Source organism: Mucilaginibacter sp. PAMB04168 (genome assembly GCF_039634365.2).
GTDB lineage: Bacteria > Bacteroidota > Bacteroidia > Sphingobacteriales > Sphingobacteriaceae > Mucilaginibacter.
Window position 1 is genome coordinate 2,808,353 of the sequence record NZ_CP155079.2, and the last position, 17,157, is coordinate 2,825,509.

Annotated in this window: 14 protein-coding genes; 9 read left to right on the forward strand and 5 right to left on the reverse strand. The window is 43.1% G+C overall.

Annotated elements, in window-relative coordinates; translation table 11 throughout:
• Positions 1-60: 60 nt before the first annotated feature.
• Complete coding sequence (locus ABDD94_RS11895) at positions 61-1,434, reverse strand: dicarboxylate/amino acid:cation symporter (protein ID WP_345951872.1); 1,374 nt, start codon at positions 1,432-1,434, stop codon at positions 61-63.
• 61 nt (positions 1,435-1,495) lie between these two features.
• Here ABDD94_RS11895 and ABDD94_RS11900 point away from each other — a divergent pair, with 61 nt between their 5' ends.
• The 6 genes from ABDD94_RS11900 to ABDD94_RS11925 all read left to right on the forward strand — a co-directional run bounded on the left by ABDD94_RS11900 (position 1,496) and on the right by ABDD94_RS11925 (position 5,440).
• Complete coding sequence (locus tag ABDD94_RS11900; RefSeq protein ID WP_345952426.1) at positions 1,496-2,020, forward strand: hypothetical protein; 525 nt, start codon at positions 1,496-1,498, stop codon at positions 2,018-2,020.
• Positions 2,021-2,071: 51 nt separating this feature from the next.
• Positions 2,072-2,569, forward strand: coding sequence for an RNA polymerase sigma factor (locus ABDD94_RS11905; protein WP_345951870.1), 498 nt, complete (start codon positions 2,072-2,074; stop codon positions 2,567-2,569).
• Positions 2,556-3,146, forward strand: coding sequence for a hypothetical protein (locus ABDD94_RS11910; protein ID WP_345952427.1), 591 nt, complete (start codon positions 2,556-2,558; stop codon positions 3,144-3,146). The genes ABDD94_RS11905 and ABDD94_RS11910 overlap by 14 nt, the downstream gene beginning before the upstream one ends.
• A 5-nt stretch (positions 3,147-3,151) precedes the next feature.
• On the forward strand, positions 3,152-3,676 hold the full coding sequence (locus ABDD94_RS11915; RefSeq protein ID WP_345952428.1) for a GNAT family N-acetyltransferase: 525 nt from the start codon (positions 3,152-3,154) through the stop codon (positions 3,674-3,676).
• Between the two features lie 45 nt (positions 3,677-3,721).
• Complete coding sequence (locus ABDD94_RS11920; protein WP_345952429.1) at positions 3,722-4,945, forward strand: serine hydrolase; 1,224 nt, start codon at positions 3,722-3,724, stop codon at positions 4,943-4,945.
• Positions 4,946-5,056: 111 nt separating this feature from the next.
• On the forward strand, positions 5,057-5,440 hold the full coding sequence (locus ABDD94_RS11925) for an SRPBCC domain-containing protein (RefSeq protein WP_345951866.1): 384 nt from the start codon (positions 5,057-5,059) through the stop codon (positions 5,438-5,440).
• Between the two features lie 51 nt (positions 5,441-5,491).
• On the opposite strand, the gene ABDD94_RS11930 is transcribed toward ABDD94_RS11925, so the two are convergent.
• The 4 genes from ABDD94_RS11930 to ABDD94_RS11945 form a co-directional block, all read right to left on the reverse strand.
• Positions 5,492-6,835 (reverse strand): OmpA family protein, encoded by a 1,344-nt coding sequence (locus ABDD94_RS11930; protein ID WP_345951865.1) that lies wholly within the window; start codon positions 6,833-6,835, stop codon positions 5,492-5,494.
• A 249-nt stretch (positions 6,836-7,084) separates the two neighbouring features.
• Positions 7,085-7,927, reverse strand: a complete 843-nt coding sequence (locus tag ABDD94_RS11935; RefSeq protein WP_345952430.1) for a maleylpyruvate isomerase N-terminal domain-containing protein — start codon at positions 7,925-7,927, stop codon at positions 7,085-7,087.
• Between the two features lie 8 nt (positions 7,928-7,935).
• Positions 7,936-9,126, reverse strand: a complete 1,191-nt coding sequence (locus ABDD94_RS11940; RefSeq protein WP_345952431.1) for an aminotransferase class I/II-fold pyridoxal phosphate-dependent enzyme — start codon at positions 9,124-9,126, stop codon at positions 7,936-7,938.
• A gap of 10 nt (positions 9,127-9,136) precedes the next feature.
• Positions 9,137-9,574: an OsmC family protein gene (locus ABDD94_RS11945; protein ID WP_345952432.1), complete on the reverse strand. Its 438-nt coding sequence runs from the start codon at positions 9,572-9,574 to the stop codon at positions 9,137-9,139.
• 94 nt (positions 9,575-9,668) lie between these two features.
• Between ABDD94_RS11945 and ABDD94_RS11950 the strand changes: the two genes are divergently transcribed.
• The 3 genes from ABDD94_RS11950 to ABDD94_RS11960 all read left to right on the forward strand — a co-directional run bounded on the left by ABDD94_RS11950 (position 9,669) and on the right by ABDD94_RS11960 (position 17,154).
• Positions 9,669-10,142, forward strand: a complete 474-nt coding sequence (locus ABDD94_RS11950; RefSeq protein ID WP_345952433.1) for a hypothetical protein — start codon at positions 9,669-9,671, stop codon at positions 10,140-10,142.
• A gap of 28 nt (positions 10,143-10,170) precedes the next feature.
• The gene (locus ABDD94_RS11955) at positions 10,171-11,409 is read left to right on the forward strand and encodes a nucleoside recognition domain-containing protein (protein WP_345952434.1); all 1,239 of its coding nucleotides are present in this window, start codon (positions 10,171-10,173) and stop codon (positions 11,407-11,409) included.
• A gap of 213 nt (positions 11,410-11,622) precedes the next feature.
• A complete protein-coding gene (locus ABDD94_RS11960) occupies positions 11,623-17,154 on the forward strand; it encodes a PKD domain-containing protein (protein ID WP_345952435.1) in 5,532 nt (1,843 codons plus the stop codon).
• The last annotated feature ends 3 nt before the right edge of the window (positions 17,155-17,157 follow it).

Genomic DNA, 17,157 nt, shown 5'->3' on the forward strand with positions numbered 1-17,157 from the left:
TTTACCAGTTTGACGGCGGTTCATGCACAAGATTCAGGTTAAGCGGCTAACTAAGATTTATTAGCTCTTTAGCTCTCCCTCCCATTTGCTCACCACTGCTGTAGCCATAGCATTACCTAAAACGTTGGTAGCCGAACGGCCCATATCCAACAAAGGGTCAATACCAATAAGCAGCGCTAAACCAGCCTCCGGAATGTTAAACATGGATATGGTACCCGCAATAACCACCAGTGATGCACGTGGTACGCCGGCTATACCCTTACTGGTTAGCATAAGCACCAATAGCATAGACAGCTGCTGACCAAAAGCCAGATGTATACCGTATGATTGCGCCAGGAATAAGGAGGCAAACGTCATGTACATCATAGAACCATCGAGGTTAAAAGAGTAACCTAGTGGCAATACAAAACTTACAATTTTGTTATTGCAACCAAAGCGTTCCAATTCCATTAATATACGCGGGTAGGCCGCCTCGCTGGTTGAGGTACTAAAAGCAATGAGCATGGCGTCCTTAATTCGGTTAACCAGTGTAAGGGCCCGTTTCCGCAACACCAAAAAGCCAGCCAACAATATAACCAGCCACAATACCACTAACGAGAAATAAAACTCGCCAATAAACACAGCATAGGTTGATAATATCCCCAAACCCTGCCTGGCTACAACAGCAGTAATAGCTCCAAACACAGCCAAAGGGGCCACCAGCATTACATAGCCGGTAATCTTTAATATAACATGTGCAATGGCATCCATTGCTTTAACTACTACTTCGCCTTTTTCGCCAATGGCACCGGTTGCTACACCAAAAAACAAGGCAAACACCACAATCTGTAATATCTCATTGTTAGCCATTGCTTCCACAAAGCTCTTAGGAAATACGTGGCTAATAAAATCGCGAAGAGATAAAGCGGTTTTTTGGATTCCGGTACTTAAGTGGCTATCAGGTAGTGGGATATGCATAGTCTCGCCCGGTTTAAAAAAGTTCACCAGCATCATACCCAATAACAATGAAACCAGTGTAGCGCTGATAAACCAAACCATAGTTTTACCACCTATACGCCCTACTGCACCTATATCGCCCACCTTGGCTACACCAACTACTAGTGTGGTAAAAACCAACGGAGCTACAATCATTTTAATCAATCTCAGGAATATATCACTCAATATGCTAAAGCCTACCAATTTATCTTCCCGTGTAGTATCATCGGCTTTACGCTGCTTTACAACGGTAGCGCGTTCAGTTTTTAGATTTGCGTATTCAGTTACAGTGGTATCAGTAAGCTTAACCAAGCGGGTATCAATGGCTTTAACACGGGCGTCAGCAACGGCAATGTTGCTGTTGTAAACATTTATAACTTTGATATTGTACAAGTATCCGGTTATTACACCCGCAACTAAGGCAATAAAAATAAAAAGGGTAAGTTTACTTTGTTTCATGAAACGAATTGAGTGGCTAAGCTACAACTAATTACTATTTTGCTAAAATTAAAGTGATGGCATGGGGATAAATACCTACAATTTACAATCAATAAAAAAAGAATTACAACACCTGAGCAGCAGCCAGATAAGCGACTTATGCCTGCGCCTTGCTAAATATAAGAAAGAGAATAAGGAGCTACTATCTTATCTGCTTTTTGAGGCCGATAACGAGACCGGCTATACAGACGGCGTCAAACAAGAAATAGATCTCCTATTCAGCTCTTTGCCCAGCCATAGTTACTACCAGGCTAAAGCACTGCGCAAGGCTTTAAAGCTAATTACCAAGCATACTAAATTTATGGCATCAAAACCGGCCGAGATAGATTTACTGCTGCATTACTGTAAACAATATGTGTTGTTCATTGATCGGCGCACCGGCTACAAACCGTTAAGGCAGTTGCTTAACAAGCAATTGGAAAAAACAAAAAAATTGATGAGCGCATTGCACGAGGACCTTCAATACGATTTTCAAACCGATTTTGAGAAGGTGGTTGAACAAGCTGCTGAAAAACTGAGCTGGATAAATAAACACGATTACGTGTAACAATTGTTATCTTTCGGCCATCTAAACCCTACAACTTAAATACTAACCCCAGTGGCTGATAAAGATGCTGCCTTTAGGCAGATATTTGAATCGAACTCAAAAAAGATATACCGTTTGTGCTACGGTTACACCGGTGACGAGGATGCGGCGCATGACCTGCTACAGGAGACTTTTGTAAAGGTTTGGCAAAACCTTGATAAGTTTCGCAATACCGCCATGATATCTACCTGGATATACCGCATTGCTGTAAACACCTGTTTAACGTACCTGCGGTCTGAAAAACGCCAGGCTAAGGAAGAATTAACTCCGCAACTGGCCGAAACCCGTAAAGAAGAACTATCAGAAAAAAACGAACAAGTGGCTTTGTTGTATAAATGTATAGCCAAGCTCGAAGAATCAGAAAGAATAATCATTACAATGGTGCTTGATGAATTGCCCTACCCGGAGATCGCTGACATCTCAGGAATATCCGAAGGAAATCTGCGAGTGAAAATTCATCGTATTAAACAAAAGCTAACCGATTTATATAATCAATATGAAAGACTTTGAACACCTGCTATCGGTTTGGCAAGAACAACCTAAGCAACCCCAGCTTTCGGTTGATGATGTGCTTAAACAGGTAAAAAAGGGAATTAATAAATTAGGGATAAGGGTGCTTTACAGCATTGCAATTACCGCTGTGGCTCTGATTTTTACATCAGGCTTAACGCTTTTTGCAGTGTACGAACAGCGTTTGAGTTACATTGGCTTGTTTGTAATGCTGTTAGGCATGATTGCTTACCTTGTACTACAAATAGGTGATTATCGTACAATAACCAAACACGATTTAACTTTGAACCCCGCTGCTTATCTCAAAAGCTTAAAAGAATACCAAAACAGGCGTGCGTATCTCAACGGCAGGTTTTATTATGCATTCGCTTTAATGATTTGCCTAGGCATATCTTTATACACCATTGAGGTATTCCAAAACAAACCATTGATATTTAGGGTTTTATATTATACTTTTTGTGGTGTTTACATCCTTATAGCTACCTTTTATTTGAAAGACCGATTGATACAACGTGAGCAGAAGAAGGTGAGTTATCTTATTGAAAGATTGGAACGATTAGAGGGCCAATTCGAATAATTTTAATGGCCGACTCCATACAACTTGAAAAACTATCTGCCGACGAGGCAGGAGCCTTATCGGCTATAAGTCGTGAAACTTTTTTTGCAGCTTTTTATCATTTGAATAATGCAGATGATATGGAAGCTTATGCAGCTAATGCCTTCAATATTGATACACTTAAAGATGAAATAAACACGCCTGGCTCTGTATTTTACTTTGCCAGGTTTGATAGAGAAGTTGTAGGTTTCATAAAACTCAATACAGGGAACGCCCAACACGAATTTAAACGGGAGAACAGCCTCGAAGTTGAACGCCTTTATGTGCTGGCTAAGTACCAGGGCAGGCAAATTGGACAACAACTGCTAAGGTTTGCTTTAGAACAGGCTCATGCCTTAAGTTGCCGCTTTATATGGCTTGGTGTATGGGAACACAACGTGAACGCTATTCGCCTGTATGAGCGTCTGGGTTTCGAGCATTGTGGCAGTCATAGTTTTATGTTAGGGAATGACCAGCAAACCGATTTGTTGATGAGAAAGGTATTGCGTTAGTCCATAGGTGTTTCAATAGTTAGCAACTCTGCTTATATTGCTACCATGAAACGTCCTTTAATTACCATTGCTCTGCTGATGTTGGGCACCAATGCATTTGGTCAAAAAAATAAAACGTTATCAGGCTATTACCCACCGGCTGGCAATTGGCAAACCAGAGCACCAAGCCAGTTGGGGCTTAATGAGCAGGCGATCAAAAATACCATCAGCTTTGCAAAGGCTCATGAGGCTAAATCTTCCCGCAATGGCGAGTTATCACAACATCAAAGTTTTGGTCGGGAGCCTTTTAGCGAGGCGGTCGGCCCGCTAACAGACCGGGGCGACGCTTCCGGCTTAATTGTTTACAAAGGTTACGTAGTGGCGCAGTGGGGCCAGCCAAGTCGGGTAGATATTGTTAACAGCGTTACCAAGAGCCTGTTATCCACAGTGGTTGGCGTGGCTGTTGATCGTGGCCTTATCCATAGTACCACAGACACAGTTGCGAACTATGTTCCCTTTGTAGAATTATATGATCTGAAGATCAATACAAACGGATCCGATTCTTCACAAAGCAGTATTATTTATCCATTTGCATCTGAACATAACCGGCGTTTAACCTGGGAAGTGATGCTGCGCCAAACCAGCGATTGGGAAGGCACGTTGTGGGGTAAACCCGATTGGGCCGATCGTCCGCAGGGCGATATTGAGCAATACAAAGCTCGCAAACGCAATGAGCCGGGCGAAGTGTACAAATACAACGATGTACGTGTGAACGCACTTGCACTTGCAGCTACATCTGTTTGGCGTAAGCCATTGCCACAGGTGCTTAAAGAAACCATAATGGATCCAATAGGCGCATCGAGCACGTGGCGCTGGACGGGTTACAAGACTTCATGGATTGTACTCGATGGTCAGCCTGTACAATCAGTAAGCGGTGGCGGCCATTGGGGAGGCGGTATGTTTATCAATACGTTTGATATGGCTCGCTTTGGTTTGCTTACCTTGAGGCAAGGCAAATGGAACGGTAGGCAACTTATTAGTGAACAGTGGATAAAACAAGCACTTACGCCCACCAAAGCTAACACAGGTTATGGATACATGAACTGGTTTTTAAACATCGATAAAAAGCTACTACCTTCGGCCCCGGCCAGTGCTTGGGTACACATAGGCAACGGCACTAACATGATTTATTGCGACCCTGAGCATGATGTGGTGATGGTGGTACGGTGGATTGAAAACCGCGATATGGATGGTGTAGTAAAGGCTTTGTTAGAAGCGTTTAAGAAGTGATTTATATAAACGTTTGGTTAGGTGTAGAAATAGAACAGCCTACAAAACTCGCATACCTGAAAATTATATGTTAATTTTGATGACACCGTTACACTGATTAAAAATTACATTTTGAAAGATTATAAAAAATATTACTCTATAAACGCCACCCCAGAAGAAATTTATGCAGCAATCACTAATCCGCTAACCATTCAGCTCTGGACAGGCGAACCGGCCGAAATGTCGACCACTCCGGGCACAGAATTTAGCATGTGGGATGGCAGCATTACTGGCAAAAACCTTGAGTTTGAAGAAGGGAAAAAAATAGTGCAGCAATGGTATTTCGACGGTCAAGATGAGCCTTCAATCGTTACCATAAAGCTTCATGCCGATAAGCAGCATACATCTGTAGAGTTGCGACACGCTAACATTCCGGATGAAGCGTATGATGATATTGTTGAGGGTTGGAACGATGTTTACTTTGGTAGTATTGCAGAATTTTATGAAGGCATATAAAACAAAAAGGCCGCCTATCCGGGCAGCCTTTTTGTTTATAAGAGTATTCCGTTAAAATAAAGTAAATTCTACACGACGGTTTTTCTGACGACCATCCGCAGTATTATTGCTGGCTATGGGTTGTGTTTCACCGTAGCCTGTAGCCTCAATACGAGAAGCATTGGCTCCCTGACTTACTAAATAAGCTTTAATAGCTTCTGCCCTGTCTTTAGATAATTTCAGGTTTAATGCGTCAGAACCTGTGTTGTCTGTATGTCCAGCCAGCTTAAGGCTGAAGTTCTTGTTTACAAGCAGTTCGGCAACGCGGTTCAAACTTGGAAATGATTTTTCGCGAATAGTTGCTTTCCCCAAATCAAATTCAAGGTTGGCAATAGCTTCTTTAACTACTTTCCGATCCTCTTCGGTTACATAAACGCGGGTTACCGGAGTTGGTAATGGACAACCTGAACCATCTACCTTAGTGCCGGCCGGAGTGTTGGGGCATTTATCATTAATATCAAAAACACCATCTCTATCGCTATCCGCAGTTAAACGTGTTAAGTTTTGGCTTACAGTGTTTAACTCCGAACGTAAATTAGCATTGTCAGCTTTTTGCTGGTCTAATTGCATTTGTAATGAGCGCTCAGCCATCAGGTACTCTGTACGCATTGACGATACAGGGTTATGAGTAGCCAGCTGAGGTTTTGAACGTTTACCTAAACTAAACTCCAGGCCTGCATGAGCGTAGCCAAATTTATCGCGTGCACTGCCAGAGACGAATTGATCCAGGTAATCGCTGTTCACAAAATTAACCTGGTAGCCCAAATCAAGGTTCACAACCGGACCTAAATTTATCTTGAAACCACCGCCTACTGGTATAAACCAATCATGCCTGTCGCTAACTCCAGCCATGGTGCCACTATTGTTAGTCAGTGTAGATGTATAGCCCATATTACCGGCACCCACGCTTACATACGGCTGTATAAAGCTTTTGTTATTTAACCAGTTGATGTTAGCTACTGTAATTACCGCACTTAAATCAACTGCATACTTTACTTTAGTTTCAAAGCGCTGTACCGGATAACCTATCTGACGCGGGTTTGAGCCTTGTACATGCCCTCTAAAAAAGTTGGCTTGCAAACCCAAACCGTGCAGTAGTTGCTTTTTAACGTAGCCACCGTAACCCAGGCGCTCATTAGCTGTTACGTAATCGGTTTTTTCCTGAAATAGGGTATTAATTGAAGTCATACCACCGTGTAAACCGATTGACCATGACCGAAAGTTGTTAGCACCTGAAAAAGGTTTCACATAGTTAGCTGAATTTGTAGTAGAATCCGGAGTTTGTGCAAATAAGTTACCCCCTACTGCAACTCCCAAAAGTAGCAGGCTGGTTTTTTTTAGTTTTAATTTCATCATTGTAATTTTAGATTGTAATACGAGCGCATAGCTACGCTGATGTACAGCCAAGGGGCAACATTGATGCCATGCAAAACACATTTGATAAATTCGAGATTGTAGAACTTCAATTTAACAGCAATTAAGTTATTTTTCAGTTATAAGACAGCCAAGTAACAACAGCAGCGATTTAAAATGTATAAAGGCCGGTATAGGTAATACCGGCCTTTATGAAACCTTAAATGTATATTTAAATGTACAAACGCGTGTTTATGCCATGATAGACAACATAGACATTACAGGCTTTAAAAGATCGATATTTCCTTCCTGATTGATTTCGCCTTGGGCATCCTGTGCCTTTATGGCCTTAGTGAAAAGCTTCCATGCAGATTCGGGACTGAATGTGGCGGCTGCGGCAGGTTCGGCTTTGGCCAGGTTTTTTACAAACCGCCAGCCACCCATAGTTTTTTCTATAAACCATATACCACCGGCATCACCTGTAATTTCAATTTTAATTAGTGTACCAACCTCGGCGTCGTTATCCCGGTACGCATATGGCAATGCACGCAATAAGGTATCAATGCAAGGGTAAAACAATTCCCGCGTCATTAAGGGGTGCGGCAAGCCTATAGCTTCACGTATTTGCTGTTGATGGTGCCATTTCTCGGTATATTCACGCGCTATATGAAACCAGTTTTTTGATTCCGTTTCGCCTGCCCACACAACCGGAAAGATGGCTGGAGCAAACGGATCGAGTGTGTGCAGATAAGCCACATACTCACGCCCGGTTGATTGTAAATGGTCTATTAGTATCGCAGGGCTGATTCTTTTCCAGGCTAACACCCAAATAGTGTTCAGATCATTCAGGTATGTTACTAAGTCCCGGTAAGAATTAATCTCTCCGGGTGGGTCACCCCTGTAGCCGTCACGTGAAATAGATAAACCGCGCATATTGCCATCAAGTAAGTGTGCTGCTATATCCTTAACAGTCCACTGCGGCGACACCGTTGGCATGTCCCAGTCATCTGCCGATAAGGATTTAAGCAAATCGATGAGTAAACTATCTAACTTCTCAAATAAGTGCAGGGTTTTAATAGGTATAACCTGGCTCATAAATCACATTAAACTTTTGCAGCACTTTGGTTTAGTGCCTGACTAATATCTGCAATTATATCATCATCTTTTTCTAAACCGCATGAAATTCTGATCAAGCCTGGTGTGATGCCTACCGCCGCGCGCTGCTCATCTGTAAGCTTTGAGTGCGTTGTACTTGCAGGATGTGAAGCTATACTACGCGAATCGCCCAAGTTGGCCGTTACCGACAGCATTTGCAGGTTGTCCAGAAATCTGCGGCCAGCTTCTAAGCCACCCTTAATCTCAAAACATAAGATTCCGCCACCAAAAGCCATTTGCTTTTTAGCAATTTCATATTGAGGATGATTAGGTAGAAAGGGATATTTAACCCAGGTTACGTTTTGGTGATTTTGAAGGGCTTCAGCCACTTTTAAGGCATTAGCACAGTGGCGCTGCATACGTACATCCAACGTTTCCAGGCTTTTACTCAACACCCAAGCGTTAAATGGCGATAAAGCTGGTCCGGTGTTGCGGCAAAACAGGTAAATTTCCTTAATCAGATCCTCGCGCCCAACCACGATACCACCCATTACCCTGCCCTGTCCATCAATCCACTTAGTGGCTGAGTGTACTACTAAATCTGCGCCATACTCAATAGGGCGTTGTAATAGCGGCGTGGCAAAACAGTTATCTACATTCAAGATAAGGTTGTGTTTTTTACTGAATTGACCAGCCCATTCCAAGTCAATTACTTCAAGCTGTGGATTGGTAGGTGTTTCGAGATACACCATTTTTGTGTTGGATTGTACTGCTGCCTCCCAAGCTTCTTTATCATTTGCCGGTACCAGTGTGCAAGTTATACCGTATTTAGGCAAGTACTTCGTCACAACAGTAAAGGTGCTTCCAAAAACGGAGCTGCAGCACAACAAGTGATCGCCCTGTTGCAACAAGGCAAACATAGAAGCAAAAACCGCACTCATACCTGTTGATGTTGCAAAACCTGCATCTGCGTTTTCGAGCATGCACATTTTAGCAATGAATTCATCAACATTAGGGTTACTAAAACGGCTGTAAATATTATCGTCTGTTTCGTCGGCAAAGGCTGCACGCATGGCTTCAGCTTCATCAAATGTGAAACTGCTGGTTAAGTATAACGGTGTTGAATGCTCGTTTTGCAGCGTTTGCGGAGACCGCAAACGTATCGCTTTAGTTAAAGGATGTAAATCGTTTAATGACATTTTTGAGTTCTTATAATGTTGTATCAGCAGGATGAATAAACACCTGCCAGTTAAGTTCGGCGCCTGCTTTTTCAAGCGTAGCGGCAACAGAGCAATATTTGCCTATAGACAATTCAACAGCACGTTTAGCCTTGTCCTCATCAATGTTACCTTTTAAATGGAATTCGATGTTTATATTTTCCCATAAGGATGGCTCTACGCCCGGCTCACGGTCGCCATTAATCACCATGCGGTAGTCAAGCACTTCCTGACGTTGTTTTTTCAGAATACTGATCACATCTATAGCCGAGCATCCGCCTAAACCCATCAGCAACATTTGCATAGGGCGTACGCCGTAATTTTGGCCGCCACTTTCGGGGCTTGTATCCATGCGCACGGTATGTCCGTTTTCGTCACTGGCTTCAAAGCCATATTCGGCGCTAACTCTTGCTAATTCTATTTTAGGCATATATATAGATATTAAGATGGCTAAATTATTATTTTGAGTTGAAAGTTTTGTTTGCCTACTATAAAAATGATAGTTTTATGCACATAAATTGCAAATGAAGATACTTTTAGTGATTGCAGCTTTGTGTTTTTCTCAAATGATTTGCCAGGCACAGCGAAACTTGCTGGCTTATGAAGATATTTTATACATCATTACTAACAACGCTCAAAAAGCCGACGATTTTATGCAGTCGAAAGGTTATACAAAGCACAAAGTAAAAAAAGCTGGTAACTTAAAGTACCACTTAAGTTTGCCTGGTAACGCAGCATCTGATGTGGAGATCAGGAACGACGGTAAGCGGATATATATTTATTTAGCTAAAGACGAGTTGAATCAGGTAAATTTGTTAGTCAACTCCATTTCGCCTTTTGTGCTTAGTCAGGAAGACAACTCCGGCATAACCAGCATTAAGGTGAAAGATTTAGGCATGATATACATGACTATAAACGATAAAGTACCCTATAGCCCCATCCGGAAAGACTATGACATCCGAATAGTATCCGATAAAAATATTACAACCTACAATTAATTAACTTTTAGCTCTACAATACTCATATATGGCTCTTAATTACATCTGGATAAGTTTTTTTGTAATCGCTTTTTTAATGGCACTGTTTAAGCTGATTTTTCTGGGCGATACTGAAATCTTCAAGCAACTTATTGAAGGTGTATTCGACTCCTCAAAATCATCGGTAATGGATATTGCCTTGCCGTTAGTTGGTACAATGGCATTTTGGCTGGGCATTATGCGTGTGGGTGAAAAAGCCGGAGCAATTAACTTCCTATCTCGTGTTGTAGGCCCTTTCTTTCAACGCCTGTTCCCCGAAGTTCCTAAAAATCATCCTGCAGCAGGGCAAATGATGATGAACTTTTCTGCTAACTTATTAGGATTGGACAACGCCGCAACCCCTATAGGGCTTAAAGCGATTGCAGGCTTACAAGAGCTAAACCCACATAAAGAAACAGCCTCAAATGCACAAATAATGTTTATGGTTTTGCATGCCTCTGGTCTAACCATTTTACCCATAAGCATTATTGCCCAGCGAGCTATACTAGGTTCGCACGACCCGACAGATATTTTTATACCTTGTATTATTGCTACTTATGTAGCCACTCTGGTTGGATTGTTAGTAGTAGCCATCAAGCAAAAAATCAACCTGGCCGACCGAGTTGTTATTAGCTGGCTCTTCGGCCTAACGGCATTTATTGCTTTTATTGTATGGTATTTTGCCGTTTATTTAAGTAAAGAACAGATTGGTACGGTATCAAAAGTATCCAGTAACCTTATGCTTTTCGCAATACCGGTTGCCTTTATACTTGGCGCGCTTCGCAAAAAAGTAAACGTTTTTGAAGCCTTTATAGAAGGTGCTATTGGAGGGTTTGAAACTTCTGTTAAAATTATTCCATACCTGGTAGCCATGCTGGTTGGCGTAAGTGTTTTTCGTAACTCGGGTGCACTAACCTATGTGGCCGATGGTTTTAAATGGATTTTTGGCCACTTTAATATGGATACCCGGTTCACCGATGTTATCCCGATTGCTATTCTACGCCCTTTAAGTGCTTCTGGTGCACGTGGATTAATGTTGGATAACATGAAAGTGCACGGGCCAGACAGCTTTATAGGGCACTTATCCAGCGTATTATATGGTGCTGCTGATACTACGTTTTATATGGTAGCCTTGTACTTCGGTTCAATTGGCGTTAAAAGAACGCGTTACGTTATACCTGCCAGCCTCATTGCCGACTTGGCCGGCGTAATAGCTGCTATATTAATCTCTTATCTTTTTTTCGGATAGTATTATAAAATATTACAGTAAATCAAGCACATCAATACTCAAGCTTCTATATATAAATATCATTAGCAGAAAAATAATATCTCCATTTGATATTATTTTTCTGCTAATGTTAAATAATTTTTTTTCGCACTAACCTTTCCACCATCCTACCGTAAAAGGACTTAATTGCTATTTTAAATATAGCCGAATACGTTCATATACTTTACATTTTAGATGGTTAGAATATTTACACGGTTTATTGCAGGGCTTGTCTTTTGTTGTTGTGTTTGCGGTGGTGCAAGTGTTTATGCCCAAACAGTAACCATCCGTAATGTTGATGCTGGTCCGTATGCGCCAGGTTCTACCATTGCCGCTACCTTAACCGTTACAGATGCCAACGGTGATCTGAACGCTAATAACAATAAGTACCAACTATACTTATCGGATGCCAACGGCAACTTTGCCGCAGAAAAATTTATAGGGGAATTTAGCGGTTATTACACAGGGTTTGTGAACGGTGTTTTGCCTGCTAATACGCCTGCAGGAACGGGTTATAAGGTTAGAGTAAAAACAACCGCCCCACTTACAGTGAGCGCCCCCTCAACTGCTTTCACCGTTGCAGCTGGCACAGCTGTACAAGCGGGTACAAGTTCAACAGAAGTAAGCAGCACGAGCCCCGAAGTATTTGGGACTTGTTTCACCAACGGCGATTATCCTTTCCTATTTGTAGACCAGTCAACACCCGGGTCTACAGTAACAGCTAACTTTTTTAATGATTTATCGCAGGCTGATGAACAAACCATATCCTTAAGCACGCCTACCACATTTACAGCTAAAACGAGCAACTATACTATACTGGTTAAGGCAGTGAATAATGGCGTTGTAGGCACAAAGGCTTATCTGCTAATTAATAATTACATCAGCAACAGTTTCCAAACGCAAAACTCATCGAGCGTGTGTTTGCCTGAGCAAAGTTATGCGCGCGTTTCGTATAGTGTAAATATAACTGGTGGTGGCGGTATTCAAACCAACTACCCGGGCACCATTTATAATATCAAATGGGGCGATGGCAGCAATTCAAATTTAACCTACTTTCAGATTTTAGCTACCAACGGTGTGCTTAGCCATGATTACCTCGTTTCATCATGCGGAGCCAAGAACGCTGAAGGTGTTGTTACCAATAAATTCGAGGTCGCCTTTAGAGTATCAAACCCTTACTGCCCCGATCAAACGAAGACACTGAGCGGTGACCAGGCTGTGTTATCACCACCTAAAAATGCTATAAGTGGTCCAACAAAAGCTTGTACCGGTAAGGAGGTTACATTCACCAACATATCCTACGCCGGTCAGATTGTGAGCAGTACTGCTGGCGGTGCATCTTGTGAGAATCCTAATGCAACTTACCAATGGTATATAAACGGGCAGCCGGTACCACCGTTCAACTCAAAAAAAAATATACCGTTTAAATATACCTTTACTACTGCGGGCACCTATACCGTATCTTTAAAGCTTACCAGCGCAACGCCATGTATTGCTCCAGATGCAGTGCACACCATTTGTGTGCAGGATGCACCGCAGGCAGCCACCAACGTACCAACCAACATATGTATAGGAGGCGGCCCTGTTACTTTAACTAACGCCTCTGTAGTTAGCAACCCCTGCAACAATCCCATTACTTATAATTGGAAAATAACCCCAGCTACCGGTTATACTTATGCAGCCGGATCAACCAAGAATAGCTCTAACCCTCAAATCATCTTTTCGACAGCCGGCAAATATGACGTACAGTTAGAAGTTGATAACGGCGTTTGTGATGTGGCTCAAAGTACCATCAAAACCATCATTGTAAGCAATGTGCCAACTGCCACCCTATCGCCTGATTTTTCACTGTGCGGTAAAGGACAAATTTTAACATTTGATAATACTACCGGCAGCGCCACGCGGGTTGTTTTAACCGGTACTGTTGACCCAAAACCGGATACTTACTTGTGGACAGTAGTTGGACAAAATGGCGTTGCACCTGCAACATTCGTAAATAATACGACAGCTAACAGTCAATATCCACAAATAAGTTTTCCTGACTTTGGCACCTACGATGTAACCGTTAAACACACTAATGATTGCGGTACAGTAACATCGCAAACACAGCATATCACGTTTAAAGAAGCGCCGACCCTTACAGCGGGAACGGATCAAACAGTGTGCTTTGGCTCACCTGCCCAGTTGGATGGATCGGTAACCGGTGCGTACAATACCTTGGTTTGGACTACTTCAGGAACCGGAACTTTTAGCAATAAAAATATTGACAAGCCGGTTTATACGCCCAGTGCGGCAGATAGAACTGCTGGCCAGGTAAAGCTGACCGTAACGATAACCACAACCCTTCCGGGCGATTGCGCTACTATTAAGGATGATGTAATTATCAACATCAATCCGCAAAACGATATTACAAGTCCTGCTACAAAAATAATATGCACCGGTGGTACAGTAGCCTATGTACCTACATCAACCGTTGCTGGTAGTACTTTTAACTGGCAGGTTACACAAAGCTCAGCTAATGTAAGCGGCTTTACAGCCAGCGGGTCGGGCGATATTAATGATGTGTTGGTTAATTCATCGCCTACTGCTAATGGAACAGTGACTTATACTATTGTACCTAACGCTAGCGGCTGTGATGGAACACCATTCAACCTCACGGTAACGGTAGTGCCCAAACCAGAGATTAATTTGACAGGTCAGCCAGGTAACACTATTTGTAGCGGCTCACCGGCTGGGGTACAGTTCACATCCAATGTAACTGGCACCCGATATACCTGGACAGTTGCCACAACGGGCGATGTAACAGGTGCAGCAGATCAGGGCGCCCCAACAAACGTAACCGGTATAAGCCAGGTACTGATCAACACCGGAACTGTCCCGGCTACCGTAACTTATACGGTCACCCCATACAATACAAGTTCGGCAGATAACTGTAGCGGCGACGCCAAGACCATAACAATAACCGTACAACCGCAGGTACCCGATGCTGATGCCGGTACCGATGCTGTGTTATGTAACCAAGCAACTTACCAGCTAAAAGGAAACGATCCAGGTTCGTTTACCGGTACATGGACACTAATTTCTGGCCAGTCGGGCGTTTCGTTTACCGACGCCACAAAGTTTAACACCACAGTAAGCGGCCTGCAACAAGGCCAGGTGTATACCTTTAGATGGACAATAACCGGCGCAGCGCAGTGTACACCCAAGTTTAATGAAGTAAAGGTTACAAATAACCCTCCTATCAGCAACAACACCGTTACTTTAACCAGCCCAACTACCTGTTCTGGTCAAAACATAAGCATTACAGGCAGCACACCAACCGGAGGCAGCGGCACTTACACCTACTTGTGGGAAAGCAGCGCCGATGGCACAAATTGGTTGGTTCTTTCTAACCAAACCGGCAAAAACCTAAACATGCAGGTTATTGAAACTACTTACTTCAGACGTTCAGTAAGTTCTGGCGCTTGTACGGAGGATAAAAGTAACGTAGTACAAATTATGGTACAGCCTGCTATCAGCGGCAACAGTATCAGCATACCAACAACCGATGTTTGTGTTAATCATTCGGCAGGTATAATAACAGGCAGTACGCCAGCTGGTGCTGACGGCAATTTCAGTTTCCAGTGGCAAAGCAGCACAGATGGCGGAAACAACTGGTCGAATATTACCGGCGCTACCGATGTTAATTATACTACACCTGTTTTAATTGGTAATATTCAGTATCGTCGTGTTGTTAGCTCACTATTATGTAATGGTGTTCAAAGTAATTATAGCAACACCATTTCCATCACTGTTAATCCGGATGCTAAAGCCGAATTTACGTGGACCAAAGATGCTGATTGTATACCATTTGCATTGAACGCACAAAATATTAAAGGTGTAGCCTACCCCGACCGCAACGCCGATTACACTTGGTATGCCAACAACCAGATAATCGGAACCGGCGTAACGTTCCCAGGATATACGATTAATACTGACGGTGAAACCGTTGAAATTCGCCTGGTGGTGACTAGCAAGTTTGGATGTGAATCTGCAGTTTCAACACATATTTTTAAGACTGTAAAATTTGTAACGGCAAGTTATACGCAAACAGCTACACAAAACTGTGGTACAACCAACGTAACTTTTACCAACACATCAACCCCAATAGGCGGCGGCACCTATTTGTGGGACTTTGGCAACGGAATAACGTCAACCAAAGAACAGCCGGATCAGGTAACATTCGCAGCCTCAACTGATGGTAAAGACGTAGAATACACCGTTAAGCTTACAGCTACTACGTCATGTAGTGTTACCACCATGACTAGTACGGTTACTATTAAGCCTGCTGTACCGGTTGCCCGTATTTCACCAAAATCCACTTCGGGTTGTGCACCATTCTCATTGGTGGTTGATAATATTTCGCCAGGCAACAATGATAAGTACATTTACCATGTTGTTGATGCCAGTGGTAACGATGTAATTACCCCCGTACCGGTCAACAACAAAGCGCAGCAAACACTGGTGATTCCAGACCAAGGTAATTACTCTGTTTACATGGAAGCGCAATCTACGTGTGGTACAGGGCGCAGTGCTGGTATTCCTATTGTGGTAAGTGCACGTACCGTGTTTGCAGGTATAACCACCGCTACTACCGGCGAACGCTTTGGCTGCGCACCGCATACCGTTAATTTTATTAATACGAGCCAGGGCGGAACATTTTACCGCATTGATTGGGGCGACGGAAGTGTGCCGACAACTACCTTAAACACCAACGGCTTGCCGCATACGTTTACCCGTGCCGGCACCTACCAGGTTATTTTATATGCCACTAATGATTGTGCACAAAACGCGCCTTCACAAGCGGTAACTGTTGTGGTAAGCGAGAAGCCGGCACCAGCCTTTACGCCGGATAATGGTGTAGGATGTAAAACCTTAACGGTAAACTTCGCAAACAACACCCCGGAACCAACTAACGCGGGCGATTTTGCTTACAGCTGGAATTTTGGTGATGCCCGGGCTACCGCAAGCAACCCTAATACATCTGAACAGCGCACACCGCCGGCACATACGTACGATTACCTAAGCTCACCCTACACGGTTACGTTAACAGTTACCAACCGTACCACGGGTTGTACAGAAACAACAACACGTACTATTACTGTTAACGCTCCGTCTATAGCCGAATTTAGGGCAAGACCCGACAGTATACAAACGTATCCTAATTACACTTTCTCTTTTGAGGATTTAACAAGTAATAATCCTAAGTCATGGAGATGGAACTTTGGTGATGGTTCCGCTTCAACGCAACAGAACCCAACGCATGCCTATGCCGATACGGGGCTATACAAAGTTACGTTAACCACATCAAACCAGTATTGTGGTACAACTAAAACGCACTATGTGCGTATAACTGGCATACCGGGGCAGTTGTATGTGCCTAATGCATTTACGCCAAGCAGTACTAACCCTGAGTTACGCACGTTTGCCACAAAAGGATCGGGTTTACGCCAGTGGCACATGCGCATATTTAATAACTACGGTCAAATGGTTTGGGAAACAACGAAGCTTGATGCACGTGGCGAGCCAACCGATTCCTGGGACGGAACCTTCCAAGGATCACCATTGCCGCAGGGGGTATACATTTGGCAAATCGAAGCCAGTTTTATTAATGGTTCTGAATGGAAGGGAATGTCGTATAACAATTCGTCGCCTAAACGAACAGGTGCTATACACTTAATAAGGTAATGA

What these genes read in the sequence shown, in the direction of transcription:
- ABDD94_RS11915 (WP_345952428.1), top strand. Translation starts at nt 3,152, where the DNA reads ATGGCCGACTCCATACAACTTGAAAAACTATCTGCCGACGAGGCAGGA.
- ABDD94_RS11950 (WP_345952433.1), top strand. Translation starts at nt 9,669, where the DNA reads ATGAAGATACTTTTAGTGATTGCAGCTTTGTGTTTTTCTCAAATGATT.
- ABDD94_RS11945 (WP_345952432.1), bottom strand. Translation starts at nt 9,574, where the DNA reads ATGCCTAAAATAGAATTAGCAAGAGTTAGCGCCGAATATGGCTTTGAA.
- ABDD94_RS11920 (WP_345952429.1), top strand. Translation starts at nt 3,722, where the DNA reads ATGAAACGTCCTTTAATTACCATTGCTCTGCTGATGTTGGGCACCAAT.
- ABDD94_RS11935 (WP_345952430.1), bottom strand. Translation starts at nt 7,927, where the DNA reads ATGAGCCAGGTTATACCTATTAAAACCCTGCACTTATTTGAGAAGTTA.
- ABDD94_RS11930 (WP_345951865.1), bottom strand. Translation starts at nt 6,835, where the DNA reads ATGATGAAATTAAAACTAAAAAAAACCAGCCTGCTACTTTTGGGAGTT.
- ABDD94_RS11895 (WP_345951872.1), bottom strand. Translation starts at nt 1,434, where the DNA reads ATGAAACAAAGTAAACTTACCCTTTTTATTTTTATTGCCTTAGTTGCG.
- ABDD94_RS11960 (WP_345952435.1), top strand. Translation starts at nt 11,623, where the DNA reads ATGGTTAGAATATTTACACGGTTTATTGCAGGGCTTGTCTTTTGTTGT.
- ABDD94_RS11910 (WP_345952427.1), top strand. Translation starts at nt 2,556, where the DNA reads ATGAAAGACTTTGAACACCTGCTATCGGTTTGGCAAGAACAACCTAAG.
- ABDD94_RS11940 (WP_345952431.1), bottom strand. Translation starts at nt 9,126, where the DNA reads ATGTCATTAAACGATTTACATCCTTTAACTAAAGCGATACGTTTGCGG.
- ABDD94_RS11900 (WP_345952426.1), top strand. Translation starts at nt 1,496, where the DNA reads ATGGGGATAAATACCTACAATTTACAATCAATAAAAAAAGAATTACAA.
- ABDD94_RS11955 (WP_345952434.1), top strand. Translation starts at nt 10,171, where the DNA reads ATGGCTCTTAATTACATCTGGATAAGTTTTTTTGTAATCGCTTTTTTA.